Annotated in this window: 21 protein-coding genes; 10 read left to right on the top strand and 11 right to left on the bottom strand. The window is 52.0% G+C overall.

Features of this window, described 5'->3' with window-relative positions; translation table 11 throughout:
- Positions 1-52 precede the first annotated feature (52 nt).
- The 6 genes from alr to H6859_07510 all read right to left on the bottom strand — a co-directional run bounded on the left by alr (position 53) and on the right by H6859_07510 (position 4,858).
- Positions 53-1,111 carry an alanine racemase gene (gene alr / locus H6859_07535; GenBank protein ID USO05005.1) on the bottom strand — a complete coding sequence of 353 codons (1,059 nt, stop codon included), beginning with the start codon at positions 1,109-1,111 and terminating at the stop codon, positions 53-55.
- 3 nt (positions 1,112-1,114) lie between these two features.
- Positions 1,115-2,611 (bottom strand): replicative DNA helicase, encoded by a 1,497-nt coding sequence (locus H6859_07530; protein USO05004.1) that lies wholly within the window; start codon positions 2,609-2,611, stop codon positions 1,115-1,117.
- A 331-nt stretch (positions 2,612-2,942) separates the two neighbouring features.
- Entirely contained in the window at positions 2,943-3,716 is a 774-nt protein-coding gene (gene rplI / locus H6859_07525) for a 50S ribosomal protein L9 (protein USO05003.1), read from the bottom strand.
- 20 nt (positions 3,717-3,736) lie between these two features.
- A complete protein-coding gene (locus tag H6859_07520; protein USO05002.1) occupies positions 3,737-4,021 on the bottom strand; it encodes a 30S ribosomal protein S18 in 285 nt (94 codons plus the stop codon).
- Positions 4,021-4,386 carry a 30S ribosomal protein S6 gene (gene rpsF / locus H6859_07515; protein USO05001.1) on the bottom strand — a complete coding sequence of 122 codons (366 nt, stop codon included), beginning with the start codon at positions 4,384-4,386 and terminating at the stop codon, positions 4,021-4,023. The genes H6859_07520 and rpsF overlap by 1 nt, the downstream gene beginning before the upstream one ends.
- 178 nt (positions 4,387-4,564) lie before the next feature.
- A complete protein-coding gene (locus H6859_07510; protein USO05000.1) occupies positions 4,565-4,858 on the bottom strand; it encodes a hypothetical protein in 294 nt (97 codons plus the stop codon).
- A gap of 287 nt (positions 4,859-5,145) precedes the next feature.
- Between H6859_07510 and fabD the strand changes: the two genes are divergently transcribed.
- From fabD to mltG, 6 genes are all read left to right on the top strand, one after another.
- Entirely contained in the window at positions 5,146-6,090 is a 945-nt protein-coding gene (gene fabD, locus H6859_07505) for an ACP S-malonyltransferase (GenBank protein ID USO04999.1), read from the top strand.
- A 107-nt stretch (positions 6,091-6,197) separates the two neighbouring features.
- Positions 6,198-6,935, top strand: coding sequence for a 3-oxoacyl-[acyl-carrier-protein] reductase (fabG, locus tag H6859_07500; GenBank protein USO04998.1), 738 nt, complete (start codon positions 6,198-6,200; stop codon positions 6,933-6,935).
- A complete protein-coding gene (locus tag H6859_07495) occupies positions 6,935-7,606 on the top strand; it encodes an HAD family phosphatase (protein USO04997.1) in 672 nt (223 codons plus the stop codon). The genes fabG and H6859_07495 overlap by 1 nt, the downstream gene beginning before the upstream one ends.
- A gap of 132 nt (positions 7,607-7,738) precedes the next feature.
- Positions 7,739-7,978 carry an acyl carrier protein gene (locus tag H6859_07490; protein ID USO04996.1) on the top strand — a complete coding sequence of 80 codons (240 nt, stop codon included), beginning with the start codon at positions 7,739-7,741 and terminating at the stop codon, positions 7,976-7,978.
- Positions 7,979-8,074: 96 nt separating this feature from the next.
- Positions 8,075-9,346 (top strand): beta-ketoacyl-ACP synthase II, encoded by a 1,272-nt coding sequence (gene fabF / locus H6859_07485; GenBank protein ID USO04995.1) that lies wholly within the window; start codon positions 8,075-8,077, stop codon positions 9,344-9,346.
- A gap of 3 nt (positions 9,347-9,349) precedes the next feature.
- On the top strand, positions 9,350-10,429 hold the full coding sequence (gene mltG / locus H6859_07480) for an endolytic transglycosylase MltG (protein ID USO04994.1): 1,080 nt from the start codon (positions 9,350-9,352) through the stop codon (positions 10,427-10,429).
- Between the two features lie 146 nt (positions 10,430-10,575).
- Here mltG and H6859_07475 read toward each other — a convergent pair whose 3' ends face one another.
- Complete coding sequence (locus H6859_07475) at positions 10,576-11,196, bottom strand: hypothetical protein (protein USO04993.1); 621 nt, start codon at positions 11,194-11,196, stop codon at positions 10,576-10,578.
- A 74-nt stretch (positions 11,197-11,270) separates the two neighbouring features.
- On the opposite strand from H6859_07475, the gene asnB reads away from it, so the two are divergent.
- The 3 genes from asnB to H6859_07460 are packed head-to-tail and all read left to right on the top strand — an operon-like array spanning position 11,271 to position 15,302.
- Entirely contained in the window at positions 11,271-13,175 is a 1,905-nt protein-coding gene (gene asnB / locus H6859_07470) for an asparagine synthase (glutamine-hydrolyzing) (protein USO04992.1), read from the top strand.
- Between the two features lie 15 nt (positions 13,176-13,190).
- A complete protein-coding gene (locus H6859_07465) occupies positions 13,191-14,186 on the top strand; it encodes an NAD(P)-dependent oxidoreductase (protein USO04991.1) in 996 nt (331 codons plus the stop codon).
- On the top strand, positions 14,187-15,302 hold the full coding sequence (locus tag H6859_07460) for a glycosyltransferase family 4 protein (protein ID USO04990.1): 1,116 nt from the start codon (positions 14,187-14,189) through the stop codon (positions 15,300-15,302). It abuts the gene before it with no gap.
- On the opposite strand, the gene H6859_07455 is transcribed toward H6859_07460, so the two are convergent.
- Positions 15,299-15,760, bottom strand: a complete 462-nt coding sequence (locus H6859_07455) for a hypothetical protein (GenBank protein ID USO04989.1) — start codon at positions 15,758-15,760, stop codon at positions 15,299-15,301. The two genes, H6859_07460 and H6859_07455, sit on opposite strands and share 4 nt — an antisense overlap.
- A gap of 82 nt (positions 15,761-15,842) precedes the next feature.
- Here H6859_07455 and H6859_07450 point away from each other — a divergent pair, with 82 nt between their 5' ends.
- Positions 15,843-16,424: a YqgE/AlgH family protein gene (locus H6859_07450; GenBank protein ID USO04988.1), complete on the top strand. Its 582-nt coding sequence runs from the start codon at positions 15,843-15,845 to the stop codon at positions 16,422-16,424.
- On the opposite strand, the gene H6859_07445 is transcribed toward H6859_07450, so the two are convergent.
- The 3 genes from H6859_07445 to H6859_07435 are packed head-to-tail and all read right to left on the bottom strand — an operon-like array spanning position 16,421 to position 19,704.
- On the bottom strand, positions 16,421-17,026 hold the full coding sequence (locus H6859_07445; protein ID USO04987.1) for a GNAT family N-acetyltransferase: 606 nt from the start codon (positions 17,024-17,026) through the stop codon (positions 16,421-16,423). The genes H6859_07450 and H6859_07445 overlap by 4 nt on opposite strands.
- Before the next feature lie 3 nt (positions 17,027-17,029).
- Entirely contained in the window at positions 17,030-18,292 is a 1,263-nt protein-coding gene (locus H6859_07440; GenBank protein USO04986.1) for an insulinase family protein, read from the bottom strand.
- A gap of 5 nt (positions 18,293-18,297) precedes the next feature.
- Positions 18,298-19,704 (bottom strand): threonine synthase, encoded by a 1,407-nt coding sequence (locus tag H6859_07435; GenBank protein USO06731.1) that lies wholly within the window; start codon positions 19,702-19,704, stop codon positions 18,298-18,300.
- Between the last annotated feature and the right edge of the window lie 62 nt (positions 19,705-19,766).

Below are 19,766 nucleotides of genomic sequence, written 5' to 3'. Positions count from 1 at the left end.
TTTCTTTTTATTTCAATCATTTAAAAGAAGTTGAGAATTGGGTGATGATCGGTTAATCAATATAGCGGCGCAAATGCCGCGCCCCCAGGCTGGTGAGAATTTCATAACCGATTGTCCCGGCATCGCGGGCCAGGTCATCCGCGCTTTGATGCATCCCAATCACCTCCATCATACCACCCGGTGTCGGCAAAGCCCTTTCCGCCACAGCGCTCAAATCGACAATGGTCAGATCCATAGAAACGCGTCCGCGCACAGGGCAAGGAATGCCTTGCCAATACAACACCCCGCCATTCGAGAGACTACGCAAAAACCCGTCCGCATAGCCAAGCGCGACCACGGCCAGCCTTGTTTTATTTTTAAAACGATACGTAGCGTTATATCCGCAGGTCTCGCCTGGCGCCGTGTCACGGATTTGCAAAATGGGAACCGACAGGCTGACCACTGCCTCCATCGGATTTTCCGTTTCCGGCTTGGGGTTCAGACCATACAAACACATACCAGGGCGAACCATATCGAAGTGATACGCATTGGAGCGAAAAGCCCCGGAGGAATTGGCGAGCGATTTCTTCGTTCGGGGAAAATGTTTTGCAGCGGCTTGAAAGACTTCAAACTGCGCCGCGTTCATTGAATGGTCTTTTTCATCCGCGCAGGCAAAATGGCTCATCACAAGACTGAAATCATGCCCCTGTAACGCATCCAGCCTATCCATGCGAATACCCAAACGATTCATCCCCGTATCAATATGCAGCGCTGGAGCAGGGAGGTCCTGCCCATGCGCACCGAAATCCTGCACATCTTCAAGTGAATTCAAAACCGGGATAATCTGTTCAGATTGATAAACATGAGCGCCCCGCGCATCAAAGCCATTAAGCGTATAAATCACTGGCCCTTCGCCAAGTATGCCACGCAGCGCCGCTGCCTCATCCAGATTGGCAACGAAAAAATCCTGTGCTCCCGCACCCTTTAAAGCCTTGGCCACCGCCGCGACGCCTAAGCCATAACCATCGGCCTTAACCACCGCTGCCGCCGTGCAGTTTTCACCAACCATGTTTTGAATTGTACGATAATTACGCGCCAATGCGCCAAGATCAATGCTGAGGCGCCCGCGCATCGCTTACTCTCCGAAACTCGCCCCGATATGATTGGGGTCAAGATCCGAAAATTTCGTCAGGTTCGGATCAAAGAACATCTTTACAATGCCGATCGGGCCGTGGCGCTGCTTGGCCACAATACATTCGCCAACATTATGCGCGCGTTCCATGCTTTCCTGCCACTTCATATGTTTTTCCGTACCCGGCTCAGGTTCCGCCCGCGATAGATAATATTCCTCGCGGTAGACAAACATCACCACATCCGCATCTTGCTCAATTGATCCTGATTCCCGAAGATCCGAGAGTTGCGGGCGTTTATCTTCACGCTGTTCCACCGCCCGTGAAAGCTGCGACAGCGCAATCACTGGAATTTCCAGCTCTTTGGCAATGGCCTTAAGCCCCCGCGTAATCTCGGAAATTTCCAGCACCCTATTAGATTCAGACTGGCGCGAACCCGTGCCGCGCAAAAGTTGCAAATAATCCACCACGATCATATCCAGCCCGTGCTGGCGCTTGAGCCTGCGTGAACGCGTTCGCACCGCGCCAATCGACAGGGCAGGGGTATCATCAATATACAGCGGCACCTGACTCATCTTTTGTGAAGCTTCAACAAAGGCGCGGAAATCTTCCTGCTTGATATTGCCCTTGCGAATCGCATCACCGGAAATGCCCGATTGCTCCGACAAAATCCGCCCGGCAAGCTGTTCCGCCGCCATCTCCAAAGAGAAAAACGCCACGCGCCCGCCTTGCTTTCCGCCGCTTTCCGCATAGGCCTTGGCCGCATTAAACGCCCAGTTCACCGCCAGCGCGGTTTTCCCCATCGAAGGCCGCCCGGCTAAAATGAGCAGATCGGAATTTTGAAACCCGCCCAGCTTCTTATCAACATCAAGCAAACCGGACGTAATCCCCGTTACATGCCCGTCAGACTGAAACGCTTTTTCGGCATGCTCAATCGCAGTCAAAACCGAATCGCGCAATGTAATGAATCCGCCTTTGACATCGCCCGTCTCGGCCAGCGCAAACAGCCGTGACTCTGCGCGCTCAACCGTGGTCATTGCATCCGAATCCAGCGAATGTTCATAAGCTTCATTGACCACATCTTCACCCAGCGTAATAAGCTGGCGGCGCAAATGTAGCTCGTAAATTGTGCGGGCATAATCGCCCGTGTTAATGATGCTTACTACATTGCCCGCCAAATCTGCCAGATAGACAGCCCCACCGACTTCCCTGAGATCCTCGTCATTTTCGAAATAATTTTTCAGCGTCACCGGCGAAGCATTTTGCCCCCGCTCAATGAGCGTCAAAATCGTTTCAAAAATCCGTTGATGCGCGGGCATAAAGAAATGCGCAGGCTTAAGGAAGTCGCCCATTTTCTCCACGGCGCGGTTATCCACCAAAAGCGCGCCCAGCAAACCCTGCTCGGCATCAAGGTTATGCGGCAAAATGCGGTAATTCGGCGTGGCGTCTCCAGAAACGTGAGAGACGCCTTCGAGCGCCTGAAATGCAAGATCGTGTACCATGTCCCCACCATAACCGAGCACCCGCATCCATACCAGAAAAGCTGTAAACATGTCTGTGAATAACGGGGATGGATTGCATTCAACCCAAACTTCGCCAAGTCATACAGTTTGAAGAAACCCCGTTTTAAAAACGGGGGCCATGTGAAGGGCCCCGAACTGCAAGGGACCGCACATTAAATGCGGAGTTCCAGCGCTGGACGGTATTGGGACGGATTTTGAAGTCACATATACTCTCAAAACCCTGCGAACTTTGTGTGTTTTACATTGAAATAAAATCCAAACAAAAAGGCCCGCGCGTGGCGGACCTTTTTAAAATTCCAAGTGAAGAAGCTTAAGCTTCGCTCTCTTCTTCTGCCGGGGTGTCTTCACCAGATTCAGCCTCAGCTGCTGCTTCTTCAGCTTCGGCAGCAGCGGCTTTCGCAGCATCTTTCTCGGCCTTTTTCGTAGCACGCTCCTCAGCCTTCGCAGCATCTTCCGCAGCTTTTTCTTCGGCTTCTGCCTGACGCTCTTTTTCAGCTTCCAAAGCGCCTTCTTCCAAAGCATCTTCCAAAACTTCATCCGCCGCTGCAGCGCGCTCATCCTCAGATGGCTCATCGCCATGACCTTCAGCAACCAGAGCTTTGCCAGTCTTGGCCTGGATTTCAGCCTCTTCCGGTGAGCGGGCAATGTTGATCGTGATTTCGGCCGTCACTTCAGGGTGAAGTGTTACGTCAATCGGGAACAGGCCGATCAGTTTATAGTTTTGATTAAGCTTGACCATAGAGCGATCAATACTCTCGCCCGTGGCTTCGGTAAGGGCTGCCGCAATATCGCGAGAGGCAACTGAACCATAAAGTTGGCCACTTTCAGAAGCCTGACGAATGAGAGCAACTTTTGTGCCGGCAAGCTTCTTGGCGCGTTTTTCAGCTTCTTTTTTCTGCTTGTCGCTTTCCGCCTGCAGATGTTTTTTCTGTGCTTCAAAGTAAGCAACATTGTCCTTGCTGGCGCGCAGAGCTTTTTTCTGCGGCAACAAGTAGTTACGTGCATAGCCTGGCTTCACGGACACAACATCGCCCATATTGCCCAGCTTTTCCACGCGCTCTAACAAAATAACCTGTGTAGACATATCTTATATCTCCTTAAACCTTAAGAGCGAGGCGGGCGCGCTTGGCGTTGCTCGGTCTCAGTTTGTACATAAGGCAAAAGACCCATGAAGCGGGCGCGCTTGATGGCTTTGGCCAGTTCACGCTGTTTCTTTTGCGACACGGCCGTAATGCGGCTTGGGATAATCTTCCCGCGCTCGGAAATATAACGGCTCAGTGTTTTTGTATCTTTCCAGTCAATCGCCGGGGCGTATGGGCCTGTAAAAGGGCACGTTTTTTTACGACGGAAAAATGGACGTTTTACAGTCGGTACATCTGCTGCGGACATTATGCAGCCTCCTTCTTCATAGTTGTGTCATCATCGCGATCGCGGTTTTTTTCCATCATGACAGACGGGCCTTCGGTTGGAGCATCCAAACGCAAGGACAGGCAGCGCATAACGTCTTCGTCAATACGCATCAGGCGCTCAAGCTCAATAACAGCCGCGCCTGGCGCTTCAAATTCCACCAGCGTGTAATTCGCCTTGCGGGCTTTATTGATTTTGTAAGCCAGCGTGCGCAGGCCCCATTGCTCAGTTTTCAGGATTTTACCGCCTTGGTCGGTGATGACTTTGGCGTATTTGTCGGTGAGGTCTTTGACCTGACCTTCGGTAAGATCTTGCCGTGTCATAAACACGGTTTCGTAAGTTGGCATATTGCCCTCCTCTCGGTTACTTTACGTGCCCCCCCAAAAAGACCGAACAATTCGGCATGGAACGCACTAAAAAAGCTGGCTTAAACCTTCTTAAACCAGCGAGGTTATGAATTGAGGCGGACTATAAGCCCAGCCAGCAGTTAAAATCAAGGACTTTCTTTATAAATTTCGCCAAGATCTATAGCGTACACTGTTCTTTAAGATTTTGGTTGGCATTGCGAGCAACGTAATGAGCAATAAAGCTTGCCCAGCAGCCGTTAGGATCCTTCAAGCGGCGTTTTTTCTCACCGCTACGGATCACGCGGCGCAGTTCCATATCCGTAAGATCCGGATTACCCAGCAAGTTTTTAAAATCAGACAGCGCCATCGCCGCAAATCCGGCATAATCCATATTAATCGTACCGCTGCTTGCAAAAGCATCGTTAGTCTCTTCAAGCAAATGCTTGATGCGTGTGTGAATATTCTGTGTCATGTCGTCTCCTCCGTTCATCCTCAAAACCGGCCTACTTTTTATGGGGTGTCTCATTCAGGTGAGACTTCTTATTGATACTCCGCAGTTGAAAATTTTCTCTCAGCGCTATAGGAACTAAAAACACCAGATTATGCGAAGCAGATAAAAACTCGCATATTTACAAAAAAAATGCAAACTTTTTGCAAAGGTTTTGTAACGATAGGTGATATAAAATTCTTATTTACCATTATAAATAGGAAATTATATTTCGCTAATATGATTGAAAAAACAAAAGATTGGAGCTAAAAATGACGCGGGCTTTTATATTCCCGGGACAAGGATCACAAAGCGTAGGCATGGGAGCAGATTTGTATGCAACTTTTCCTGAAGCGCGCGAAGTTTTCGAAGAAATTGACGAATCACTCGGGCAAAATCTTTCGAAATTGATGTTTGAAGGGCCCGAAGAAGACCTTAATCTCACCGAAAATACGCAGCCCGCCTTGATGGCCGTTTCCATGGCCGTGGTGCAGGTCTTAAAAAAACAGGGCGGCATTGATTTTAAAACCGCCGCCCGGTTCGTCGCCGGCCACTCTTTGGGCGAATATGCGGCCCTGACCGCCGCTGAAAGTTTCACCATCGCAGATGCCGCCAGACTGCTAAAGCTTCGCGGCCAAGCGATGCAAAAGGCCGTGCCGGTGGGTATTGGCTCCATGGCCGCGATTATCGGCCCGTCTTTCGAGGATGTGCAGGCCATTGCGCAAGAAGCTGCAGGCAGTGACATTTGCGCTGCTGCCAATGATAACTCCGTCGGCCAAGTCGTGGTCAGCGGCCACAAGGACGCCGTGGCCCGCGCCGTCGAACTGGCCACCGCGCGCGGCGCGAAAAAGGCTGTGACCCTGCCTGTATCCGCCCCGTTTCACTGCGCGCTGATGCAACCGGCCGCCGATGCCATGGCCGAAGCCCTCGCCGCGACCGATATCAAAGCCCCGATCGTGCCGGTTGTTGCCAACGTGACAGCCGCAGCCACCAGCGACCCGGATGAAATTCGCGGGCTTCTGGTCGAGCAGGTCACCGGCACAGTCCGTTGGCGCGAATCTGTCCTCTGGATGAAAGATCAGGGCGTTGATGAAATGATCGAACTGGGTGCGGGCAAAGTGCTTTGCGGGCTTGTGCGGCGTATCGATCGTGATATATCCTGCGCCAATACAGGCACGCCGGAAGAAATTGAAACGATTATCAATTCATTGAAGTAACTGCGTCATTGCGAGGAGGGTGCAGCCCGACGCGGCAATCCAGTTTTTAAGCTTGTCGCAGATGAATTGCTTCGCTACGCTCGCAATGACGATTTTAAGGAGAAAACATGTTCGATCTAACAGGAAAAACAGCCCTCGTAACCGGTGCCACAGGTGGGATTGGCGGGGCCATTGCCAAGGCTCTGCATAGCGCGGGCGCAACCGTCGGCATCTCCGGGCGCAACACGGAAAAGCTTAATACGCTGGCCACCGAACTGGGCAAGCGTGTTTTTGTCCTGCCTGCGGATCTCTCTCAGGAAAACGCCATCGCCGATTTGGTAAAGGCTGCCGATGAAGCGCTTGGCCAGGTCGATATTCTGGTCAATAACGCCGGCCTGACCCGTGACGGTCTGTCGATGCGCATGAGCGACGAAGACTGGCAAACCGTCATTGACGTCAATATGACCGCGACCTTTAAACTCGCCAAGGCCCTCCAGCGCGGCATGATGAAACGCCGCCATGGCCGCATCATTAGTATCGCTTCCGTTGTCGGCGTAACGGGAAATCCGGGCCAGTGCAACTATGTCGCCTCCAAGGCCGGGATGATCGGCTGGTCCAAGGCTATGGCCGCCGAAGTTGCGTCGCGCGGCATCACCGTCAACTGCATCGCGCCGGGCTTTATCGCCACGGCCATGACCGATGCGCTCAACGATGATCAAAAAGAAAAAATCAGCGCCAATATTCCCGCCGGGAAAATGGGCACGTCCGAGGACATTGCCGCCGCTGCGCTCTATCTGGCTTCCGATGAAGCCGGTTACGTCACCGGCCAGACGATCCACGTCAATGGCGGCATGGCGATGATTTAGTGGGTATGCATTCCCTCATCATCTTCGATTGCGACGGGACGCTGGTCGACAGCGAGAGGCTCTATAACACCGTCACTGCCGAGCTGCTCAATGAAATCGGCTATGATGAATACACCCCGCAGCTCTGTCTCGAGCGTTTTTCAGGCAAAAGCTGGTCCACCATCCGCGATGAACTTGAAGAACACCACGGCGAGCCGATGCCCGCAGACATCGTCCAGCGCTATATCAAAATCGCCGGATCGCGCATGGATACGGACCTGAAAGCCGCCCGCCATGCCAGTGCGGTCTTAAAAAACCTGAAAGCCCAAACCCAAATTTGTATTGGCTCCAACGGTGAACGCGGCAATGTTATAAAAAGCCTTGCTGTCACCAGCCTTTTGTCATATTTCGAGGAAGACCGGATTTTCACCAAAATCCAGGTCGAGCGCCCGAAACCTGCGCCGGACATTTTCCTCTTTGCTTGCGATAAAATGCAAACTCCGCCCGCAAACGCGCTGGTGATCGAAGACAGCCCCGCAGGGGTAAACGCAGCGCGCGCTGCCGGAATTGATGTATTGGGTTTTATCGGCACGGCCCATGATAAGGCTGCGCAGGGTCAGGCGTTAAAAGATGCCGGGGCAAATGCAATAATCGACGAGCTTATCCACATTGAGCATCACCTCAAACGTTGAAAATGATTTGGCATTCCATGCCCTTATGCTAATCAGACAAAATGTCTTGCAATCGGGAAATGGGCTGGTAAAGTTCGGACCTATTAAATTACAAAGACGAAAACGATTTCTAATTAAGGACAAGGAAGAACGATGAGTGACATTGCAGAGCGCGTAAAGAAAATTGTAGTCGAGCACCTGGGCGTAGATGCTGACAAGGTCTCAGAAGGCGCGAGCTTTATTGATGATTTGGGCGCAGACTCACTGGATACGGTTGAGTTGGTTATGGCTTTTGAAGAAGAATTCAGCGTGGAAATTCCTGATGACGCCGCCGAAAAAATTCAAACAGTCGGCGATGCTGTAAGCTTCATCAAAGAAAATGCTGCTGAATAAGCTGTTTTAAAAGCACTTGAGGTGCAATTTATTGCACATAATTTTAATGCCAGCCGCCGTTTGTGCGGCTGTCTTTACATTTAAAAGGTAAGTAGTATGAGAAGAGTCGTTGTCACCGGATTGGGTATGGTTTCACCGCTGGGCGTGGGCGTAGACCATAACTGGAATGAAATCACTTCCGGCAAGAGCGGCATTAAAAAGATCGAGCATTTCGATGTATCTGATATTACATCGAAAATCGCTGGAATCATTCCACGCACAGACAGTGAAAATCCAGCCGATGGCGCATTTAACCCGGATCTGTTCGTCGAACCGAAAGAACAGCGAAAAATCGATGATTTTATTACCTATGGCATCGCCGCCGCTAAAGAAGCTATTGAAAATTCCGGCTGGAAGCCCGAAGGCGAGGAAGATCAGAATCGCACGGGTGTGTTGATAGGCTCTGGTATTGGCGGGCTGGAAACGATTTACCAGACTTCTACCCTAATGAATGATCGCGGCCCCCGGCGCATTTCGCCGTTTTTTGTCCCTGCTGCCCTGATTAATCTGATCTCTGGCCATGTCTCTATTAAATACGGTTTCCGCGGTCCCAACCATTCCGTCGTCACGGCCTGCGCAACCGGAACCCATGCTATTGGCGACGCTGCGCGCTTAATCGCGCTGGATGATGCCGACGTTATGGTTGCTGGCGGCGCGGAAGGGGCTGTCTGCCGCCTTGGTGTGGCTGGCTTTGCCGCCGCGCGTGCCTTGACAACTAGCTATAATGATCGCCCTGAAGAAGCTTCCCGCCCGTGGGACCAAGACCGCGATGGTTTTGTGATTGGCGAAGGCGCCGGGATCGTCGTGCTGGAAGAATATGAGCATGCGAAGCGGCGCGGCGCGACCATTTACGGTGAAATTATCGGCTATGGCCTGTCCGGCGATGCCCACCACATCACCTCTCCCGCAGAAGACGGCAATGGCGGCTACCGAGCGATGGAAGCTGCATTGAAACGGGCGCAGGTCAACCCCGAAGACATCGACTACATCAACGCTCATGGCACCTCAACCCCTGTCGGCGATGGTATAGAGTTCGGCGCGGTCCAGCGCCTGTTTGTAAATGCGCTGGACACGGTCTCCATGTCATCAACCAAATCGGCCATCGGCCATTTGCTTGGCGCGGCTGGCGCAGTCGAGGCGATCTATACACTTAAAGCCATGCAAACCTCAACATTGCCGCCGACCCTTAACCTTGAGAAGCCATCCGAGAATTGCACCGGAATGGATCTAGTCCCTAAAGTGGCTAAAGAGAAAAAGGTGACCACGGCCCTGTCCAACTCCTTTGGTTTTGGCGGCACAAATGCCTCGCTGGTTATGAAAGCCGTTTAAATCATGGGTGACAAAGAAGCCAGAATCGGACTCAAGCTTGTTCTTGGCCTGTTTGTCTACAGCCTGACAAGCGTTATCGTGCTAGCTGCGCTGGGTTTCTGGTGGGCGGCACATGAATTTCAGAAACCCGGCACATTGAAAGAACCAGCGGCCCTGATTGTTCCGTCTGGAACAGGATTTAATGGTATCGCCGAGCTTTTACTTTATCACGGCATCATCGAAGACACGACAGACTTTTTCGTTTTCAGGGCCATGGGCCGTTTAACAGGACAGGCCACCCGCCTTAAAGCCGGAGAATATGAAATCCCCGCCCACGCTTCAATGAAAGACATTATGACGCAATTGCTCGAGGGTAAAACCGTTCAGCGCCGCTTTACCATCCGGGAAGGCTTGACCAGCTATGAAATCGTTCAGCATTTGAAAACGCTGGAAGGCCTTTCCGGTGAAATTGCAACCATTCCCCCCGAAGGCGCTTTGCTGCCCAACACCTATGACTATCAGTTAAACGAACCGCGCGGCGATATTCTCAAACGCCTCGAAGAAGAAATGATCACCGAATTAACCGTCGTTTGTGGCGTCGAGGCTCAAATCCGCGGCTTTGATGATTTACTGACCCTCGATTGCCCGGGCGTGAGTGCGCCGCTCAAAACCGTCGGCGATGTTCTCACGCTGGCCTCGATCGTTGAAAAGGAAACCGGCGTGAACGAAGAACGCCGCCGCGTTGCGGGCGTGTTTATCAACCGCCTGAAAAAGGGCATCCCGCTGCAAACCGACCCCACCGTGATCTACGCACTCACCAAAGGCCAGCATAAGAATGATGGGAAAGGCCCACTCGGACGGCGCTTACTGAAAAAAGACCTCCAGATCGACAGCCCTTATAACACCTATAAATATGCCGGACTTCCCCCTTCGCCCATCGCCAATCCGGGCAAAGCATCAATTGAGGCGGTCCTGAACCCCGAAGAGCATGACTATATCTATTTTGTCGCCGACGGCACCGGCGGGCATGTCTTTGCCAAAACGCTGAAAGAGCACAACGCCAACGTCGTGCGGTGGCGCAAAATCCGCCGCCAGAAACAATAAAAAATTGTCATCCCGTTGGCGCGCCCGCAAGGGGGTTCGCACGAACGGGATCCATATGCGAGCGGCAAAGCCGCTCACTTTTTCTGGATTTCCGCCGTTTAAGCACGCCTTCGGCGTGCCGCGGGAATGACAATCATTAATGATAGTCACTCATCCCGCTTTTTCGGCGGAATCGTATTGCCGGTGCCGCGCGTGATGCGGCCAATGGCACTACCGCTGGCATGGCCCCCACCTGCGCCCAAACCGGGCATCGTCGGTCCCGGTGCATTCGGCGCAGATTTTGGCGCGATTTCCATCTGATGCCGCCGTGCCAGATGCGGCGCAAATTGCAAAGCGCTGGGCACCGCATCGCCTAGAACGCAGCCCATCGCGCTTTCATCGCCCAAATCCTCGCGGTGAACGGGCTGCCCAAACACGGTGGATTTCACGAAATAGTCAAAAGCTTCCAGCGGCTGAGACGGCGGGGCGAGGCCTTGAAAGGCCTCACCACGATACGGATCATCCAGAAACATAAACGGCACCTGATAAGCCTGGGCAATATTACCGTCTTTAATTGCGCCGATATGAATTTGCGGGCACACATCCAACGCTGCGTTAAATTCCTTTTCCACCGGGATATTCAATTCCAGAAAATCCATATCGACATATTCAAACGTCAAAGTCCCTGTAGCAATGTCGAACACAACGCCAGCAACCTTCTTCACCAGGTTTTCACTGGAAATCAGACCCGCTTCTCCCGCGGCCGTAAAAAGAAGATCAATATTCATGAGATTGTTTAACCCTCTGCGTATAGTATAATTCATTTTATCAGATATTCAGCCTGACGAGAAACAGTGAATTTATGTGTGGTATAACAGGTTTTTATACATTTAAAGCAGACCGGCCTCGCACCGAGTTGCACGTCATCGGCAAAAATATGGCCGATGCGTTGAGCCATCGCGGCCCCGACGCAGGCGGGCTCTGGCAAGACCCGGACTTGCCGCTGGTGTTAGGTCACCGCCGCCTGTCAATCATAGATCTGAGCGAAGACGGCGCGCAGCCGATGATCTCCGCGAGTGAGCGCTACGTCACAGTATTCAACGGCGAAATTTATAATTTCCGTACCCTGAAAAAGGATCTCGAAAAGCATGGCCATACTTTTAAGGGCCGCAGCGATACTGAAGTCATTCTCGCCGCCATTGAAGCATGGGGTCTCAGCCTCGCGCTGCAAAAACTGAGCGGCATGTTTGCCTTCGCCTTGTGGGATCGCAAAGACCGCACGCTCAGCTTTGCCCGCGACCGGCTGGGGAAAAAACCACTCTATATCGGCTGGGCCGGGGCCAATCTCATCTTCGGCTCGCAACTCGAAGCCCTGCGCACGCATCCGGATTTCATCCCGGCCCTGAATCCCGAAGCGCTGCAAGCATTTCTGACGCTCGGTTATGTCGAAGCGCCGTTGTCAATTTATGAGCAAATCTGGCAGCTTCCACCCGGCCACCGTCTTACGCTTGATTTAACAGCGCTCAGGCCCGGAGAAAATCTGCCCGCGCAGATGAAACCCTATTGGCAGGCCTCTAGCGCGTTGGAGCAAGCCAAAACCCGGCCTAATCCCTTAAACGAAAATGCGCTCATCGACGAATTCGAATCGCTGCTCAGCCAGTGCGTCAGCGATCGTATGATCTCTGATGTTCCACTCGGCGCGTTTCTCTCGGGCGGCATCGACAGCTCATCAATTGTTGCGCTGATGCAAAAACATGCGAGCCAGCCCGTGAAGACCTATGCCATCGGTTTCGAAGATGCAGGCTATAACGAAGCACCTTTTGCCGCAAAAATCGCCGCGCATCTGGGCACCGATCACCACGAACATTTCTGCACACAAAAGGATGCGCTGGATCTCATCCCGCGCTTGCCGGAAATTTACGACGAACCCTTCGCCGATATTTCAGCTATTCCCACCTTGCTGGTCAGCCGCTTTGCCCGCGAAAGCGTGAGCGTAGCGCTTTCCGGTGACGGCGGCGATGAAATGCTGGGTGGTTATAGCCGCCATGTTCAGGGGCCCCAAATCTGGAAAAACATGCACAAAATGCCCCGTATTTTGCGCATCGGCTTATCCAATATAATCACTCGCATGCCGGTCAATTCACTGGACCAGCTAAACCGCAAACACCCGCAATTAGGCGTTAAACTCCACAAAGTCGCAGACATTCTCTCGCTGAGCTCACAAGAAGACATCTATCGCCGCCTGATTGGTAAAGGCGCGCAAGGGTACTACCAAAAAGAACTCAGCCTGCCTGGCGTCGAACTCTCCTTTGCCGAAAAAATGATGTTCTGGGACACGACCGGCTATTTGCCACACGACATCCTTACCAAAGTTGACCGGGCATCCATGGCCTATGGTCTGGAAGCGCGCGCGCCGTTGCTCGATACACGGATCTTCGATTATGTCTGGTCCTTGCCGGAAAATATCAAAATTCGAGGCGGGCAGGGCAAATGGCTGTTGCGCCAGGTTCTAAAACGGCACGTTCCTGAAAAACTTTTTCAGCGCCCCAAGCAGGGTTTTAACATGCCGGTCGGTGATTGGCTGCGCGGTGATTTACGCGATTGGGCCGAAAGCCTGCTCGATGAAAAACATCTGCGCGAAGAAGGGCTGCTTGATGTACAAAAAACGCGGAAACTCTGGCAGTCGCATCTGGGCGCGCAGGGTGCGCATGGCGAAGCGCTTTGGTGTATTTTAATGTTTCAGGCCTGGCATAAACGCTGGATGTGAGGTAGAACAGAGGCCATGAAAATAGCAATTACAGGTGGGGCGGGGTTTATCGGGACGCAACTGGCAAAGCTACTGAAAAGTGACGGCCATGAATTGGTTTTGATCGACCTCAAAAAATCGGAAAGTTTTCCGGATGATAGCATCATTGCCGATATTCGGGATTTAGACACCCTCACTAAAGCCTTGGAAGGTGCAGACGCCATCTACCACCTTGCCGCCGAGCACCGCGATGACGTGACTCCGCTTTCTCTCTACACCGATGTCAATGTTACCGGCGGCCAAAACGTGATCGAGGCTGCCAAGGCTAATGGCATTAAAAAAATTATCTTCACCAGCTCGGTCGCGGTCTATCCACTCGTTCCGGCCGATCTAAAAAAAGGCTCCTCCGAAGAGCATCCGCCCGCCCCCTTTAACCCATACGGGCAATCGAAATGTGACAGCGAAAAGACCTTCGAATATTGGGCCTCCCAAGACCCGGCCCGCAGTCTGACCATCATCCGCCTTGTCGCCACCTTTGGCCCCGGCAATCGCGGCAACATCTTTACCCTGATAAATCAGATCGCCAGCGGCAAATTCATTATGATCGGCGATGGAAAGAACTGTAAATCCATCGCCTATGTTGGCAATGTCGCAGCCTTCCTTCACCATGCTTTGGGCTTTAAAGCGGGTGCGCATCTTTATAACTACGCCGATAAGCCGGATATAAATATGCGCGATTTTGTTGCTTCCATCCGCAAAGCTCTGGGCTATAGGGGCCTCGGCCCGCAAATGTCTTATGCGCTGGGTCTACTCGGCGGCAGCGTGTTTGATGTCGCGGCGAAAGTCACTGGCAAAAAATTTCCAATCAGCATTATCCGTATCAAAAAATTCTGCGCCGATACGATTGTAAATGCCGATAAGCTCAAAGAAGAAACCGGTTTTAAAGCGCCTTATTCCCTTCATGACGGGCTGGAAGAAATGATTGAATGCGAATTTCAGGATAAAAAACAAGATCATAAAAGGGCTGCATAAATGGCAGCCAAAAAACTTCTTCTCGTTATCAATCACATTGACTGGTTTTGGTCGCATCGTCTACCGCTGGCCAAAGGCGCGCAAGTTAAAGGCTGGGACGTCAGCGTTGCTGTGACCGGCGCGGATAGCGATCCCGACCTCGCCCCGCAACATTTCACAGGACATGAACTCCCCGCATCCGGCCCGGCCAAAATCATCTGGGCTATCTACAAAATTATTAAGCGCGAACATCCGGCGATCATCCATGCCATCACACTGAAATATGCATTTTTCGCCGGTCTCGCCGCAAGGCTTTATAAAGACGTTCGGGTCGTCCATACGCTGGCCGGACTGGGTTATCTGTTTTCCGGCGAAGGTGCAAAGCCGCAAATTTTGCGTATAGCGATTGGCCCGTTCCTAAAATTAGCCCTCAAACAAAAACGCACGCATCTGATCTTTCAAAACCCCGATGATATGGCACTGATGATCCGCCGTAGATTTGCCGTTCCCGAACGCTGTACACTTATTCGCGGTTCGGGCGTTGATTTAACGCAATATCCGTTGATGCCGCTGCCGGAAGACAAGCGCCCAATCGTGCTCATGCCCACACGCCTTATCCATGAAAAAGGCGTCGCGGTGTTTATCAAGGCGGCCAATATTCTCAAAAAACGTGGAATAAATGCACGGTTTAAAATTGCCGGAGGATTGAGTGCCACAACCCCCAGCGCAATTTCAAAAGAAGAAATGGAAACGATGCTGGCTGAAAGTGAGGTGGAATGGCTTGGCAAAGTCGCCGATATGCCTGCACTTTACCAATCCGCCAGCCTGATTTGCTACCCATCCTGGTATGGCGAAGGTGTGCCGAAAGTTTTACTGGAAGCCGCCGCCACAGGCCGCGCGATTGTCACAACCGATCACCCGGGCTGCCGCGAGGCGGTCGAGCATGAAGTGAATGGTCTATTGGTGCCGGTCAAAGACCCGCTGGCCACGGCTGATGCGATGCGGGTGCTGCTTGAAGACCGCCCTTGCTTAGAAGCAATGGGCCGTGCCAGCCATGATCTGGCCGCACGTAACTTTGACGTCGAAAGTGTCGTTGCACACACACTGAAAATTTACGAGGAAATTTCTAAAGCTTAAGGGGCTGGCCAAGCAGGTTTCAAATCCAGCGCCAGATCCAATGTGCTCGGAATGCAAATATCCTTGCATACCATCAGCTTCAAGCCCAGTTTAAGCGCAACATCGCCCTGCACATCAACGGGTATAATCGTCAATGGAAACTGAATGGCGCCTTCATATGCATTCACCGTGAACATATCCATTTCACGTTTTTCAAACGTCTCCGGCCAACTGATCTGGGCGCGCTCAAGATTGCTTGAGCCTTCCCACTCAAAGCGCGGCGGCAAACCCGCATCACCTGGATCTTGCCCATAGCTATGCCAACCGTCCTCCAATTCAACTTCCAAAACAGCCATTTTATTTCCAGCATCAGGCACAGCGGCCAGACGTGCGCGCACATGCTCGCCATCCACCCAATCCGAAGCCCATGCAGGCATTGCAAAAGCAAAGACAATTAGAAAAATAAAAAACTTTGACATCTAACCGCTCATTCCTGTTAATGTGAACCGCCTCTTTTAAGGATAATCTTTTTGCACATGCGAGGCAAACGAAGAGGTGACGATGACAGAAACAAAGACGGGTTATCTAACCGGAAAGCTGCTCTTGGCCATGCCGACGATCGGTGATCCACGTTTTCACCGCGCTGTGATTTATCTATGCGCCCATGATGAAAACGGCGCTATGGGGCTGGTGATCAATGCTCCTGTACCTGCATTAAAATTTGACGATCTGCTCAAACAACTCGGCATTGAATCGGATATTGAAATCAAGGCCAAAGACTTGAACCTACCTGTCTTAAACGGCGGACCTGTCGAAACGGCACGTGGATTTTTGCTCCATTCAACCGAATTCAAACAAGATGACACCGTGCAGGTCGATGAAGATTTCAGCATCACCGGCACCACCGATGCGCTTAAGGCCGTGGCCAAAGGCGAAGGCCCGGACCAGGCGCTCTTTATTTTAGGCTATGCCGGATGGACGCCCGGCCAGCTTGAAGCGGAATTACAGCAAAATGCCTGGCTTGTTTCACAGCCAGACCCGGCGCTGATCTTTACAGATAAAGCCGAAGAAAAATGGGAACACGCTGTGCACAAGCTTGGTTTTGATCCTGCGTTGCTCTCGGGTGAAATGGGCCGCGCTTAATCGCCACCCTCAACCTCTTTCCAATGCTCAATCGGCAGACCGAATAAAATATGGTCCTGCCATTCCCCGTTGATTTGTAGATATTTCTCCGCCATGCCCTCTTCCTGAAACCCAGCCTTTACCAGCACATTGCGGCTGCGCGTATTGTGCGCCAAACACGACGCATTCACCCGGTGCAGTCCCAGCGTTTCAAAACAATAACGCAAAGTAAGTGCAAGGCTTTCTGCCATATAGCCCCGGCCTTCATGATTCCAATCAATCCAGTAACCCAAAGAAGCATACTGCGCCGCGCCGCGGCAGATATTGTTGATATTCATCCCGCCGATCAATTGGCCATTGTCGCGCTTAAAAATCAAAAATGCATTTGCATGCCCCAATTCCCATTCGCGAATCTGACGCGCCAGACGGCGTTTAAAAAGGTCTTGGGTAAACGGTTCGCTCGGCCATAGCGGCTCAAAAGGCTGAATATGATCTTGATTGACCGCGCGCACTTTTACCCATTCCGGCCAGTCGGTCAAAGTCGGCGGGCGCATCAAAACGCGCGCGCATTGCAGTGAAATATCGGGAAACTCAGAATCTTGTTTTTTAAAACCGAGCAACATCTTTTAGGCGGCCAATCGTTTCCGAACTTGCTCAAATGCTTCAAGCTTTTCAAGCGGGCCGAGCGCTGCTAGCGTTGGTTTTGTAGAAAATATTTTTTCGGCAACGCGCGCAATCGCCGCCCTGTCAATTTTCTCAATAGCTCCCGTCAAACTTTCCAAATCAAAAACCTTATTGCGGAACAATAGACATTTAGCTTGTTGATCGGCGCGGGTCATCATCGATTCCCTTCCCATCAACAGTCCCGCTTTAAGTTGTGATTTCGCTCGGGCCAGTTCTTCCTCCATCACATCGCTGCCAACCTTCAGCACCTCATCGCAAACAATTGGAATAATCTCATCCAGTTTGTCCGGCCCGGTTCCGGCATAAATCCCGAATGTGCCATTATCCTGATAACCGCTGTGATAGGAAAAAATCGAATAGACCAGCCCGCGTTTTTCCCGCACTTCCTGAAACAGGTGCGAAGACATGCCCGACCCCAGCACCGTCGAAAGCGCTTGTGCTGCATAATAATCGTCTTCATGACGGCCAAGCCCCTGAAAACCAAGAATGAAATGGCTCTGCTCAAGATCCTTATTCAGCCGCGTTTCTCCGCCTTTATAGGCCGCTGCTTCATAAGTGCAGGCTCTCGAAGCCGCTTTATCGGCAAAGGCATCCTCCGCCTGCGCCACAAATGCATCATGATCAACCGCGCCCGCCGCTGAAACCACCGTGTTGGCGGGCGTGTAAAACCGATCGATATAATCGCGCAGATGGTCCTGACTCATGGCTTCAATATTATGCGCCCGGCCTAAAATCGGCGCGCCCAAAGCCTGATCCGGATAAGCCGTTTCAGAAAAAACATCAAACACCAGATCATCGGGTGTATCATTACACATCCCGATTTCCTGCAAAATCACTTCGCGCTCGCGCTCGATCTCATCTTCAGGCAGCGTCGAGTTCAGATACATATCGCACATCACATCCAGCCCCAACCGCATGTCTTCGGCCAGTAAATGCACGTGATAGCTGGTCACTTCACGCCCTGTATACGCATTCATAGATCCGCCAACATTCTCCAGCTCTTCGGCAATCTGGAGCGCATCGCGCATCTCCGTGCCTTTAAACAGCATATGTTCCACCATATGCGCCACGCCGTTTTGCGCGAGGTTTTCATGCCGCGTACCCACACCAGCCCAGATGCCGAGCGCCACCGAATGCATACTCGGCACATGGTCGGTAATAACCCGCAGGCCGTTGGGAAGAGTTGTCGTTTGAATATTACTCATAGAGGTTAAGCCGCATTTTGTTTGGATATATGTGAATGCTCGCGCACAAAATCCTGCACGACTTTAATGTCATTTGGCAATTCTTCAAGCCGCTCGGCGCGGTCAAACAAATCCGCCAGATGCTCAGGCAGGGCAGGGCGCAGACCAATTGCTTTTTCCACCGCATCAGGAAACTTCGCCGGATGCGCCGTGGCCAGCGTCACCACCGGCCCGTCAACTTCAGGCGCAACGTCCAGCGCCACCTTCATCGCCACCGCCGTATGCGGATCGAGAATATAATCAGTGTCCTCATAGACCTGTTTAATTGTCGCCAGCGTCTCGCTTTGATCCGTGCGTCCGGCCGCGAAATCTTCACGCGCCCGCGCCAGTTGTTCAGGCGATACTTCAAAATGCCCGGTGTCCTTAAAGCGGCGCATCATCGCGGCCAACGCATCCTCATCCCTATCCAGAAGATCAAAGAGATAACGCTCAAAATTGCTCGAAATCTCAATATCCATCGACGGCGTAATCGTCGCCACGCACCCCGCAGCCTTCATCTGTCCGCTTTCAAAAAATCGCGTCAGGATGTCATTCTCATTCGTCGCCACGACCAGCTTGATTGGAAGGCCCATCTTACGCGCGCAATACGCCGCAAACACATTGCCGTAATTGCCCGTCGGCACAACATAAGTCACCTGTTTGTCCGGCGCGCCCAGTTCCAAAGCGCTGGTCACATAATAAACAATCTGCGCCATCACCCGCGCCCAGTTGATAGAGTTCACGGCAGCCAGATTCATCTCTTTACGAAACTCCGCATCATTAAACATCGCCTTAACCATGTTCTGGCAATCATCAAACGATCCCTCCAGCGCGATGTTATGCACATTCTCGCCCTCTACGGTGGTCATCTGCCTACGCTGCACATCTGAAACGCGCCCCTTCGGGTGCAGGATAAAAATATCCAGCTGATCGGAAACCTTGCACCCTTCAATCGCCGCGCTGCCCGTATCGCCCGAGGTCGCGCCGACAATCGTGATATGCTCACCGCGCTTTTTCAAAACATGGTCAAACAATCGCCCTAACAATTGCAACGCCACATCCTTAAACGCAATCGTCGGCCCGTGGAACTGCTCCAAAATATAGTGATTGTCTTTAAGAGGGTGTAGTGGCACGACATCTTTGTGACGGAAAAATTCCGGCCCATAGGTCTCACGCACAATCGTCGCAAATTCATCGCGGTCCAAAGACCCTTCCACAAACGGATACATCACCTCTATGGCAACATCGATATACGGTTTACCTTTAAGTGCATCCAGATCAAGGCGCGGCCAGCTTTCCGGCACATACAAGCCGCCATCAGGCGCCAGCCCACTCAGTAAAGCTTGTTCAAAGTCTCTCGGCTCGCCGCCCCCGCGCGTGGAAATATAATTAATCATAAAGGCAGTTTGTAAGGGGTTTCATATAGGGTGTCAATCACATGCGATTACGCTATACT

This window comes from Rhodospirillales bacterium, assembly GCA_023898785.1.
GTDB lineage: Bacteria > Pseudomonadota > Alphaproteobacteria > Micavibrionales > Micavibrionaceae > TMED27.
This window is presented reverse-complemented; position numbering and strand designations above follow the sequence as displayed.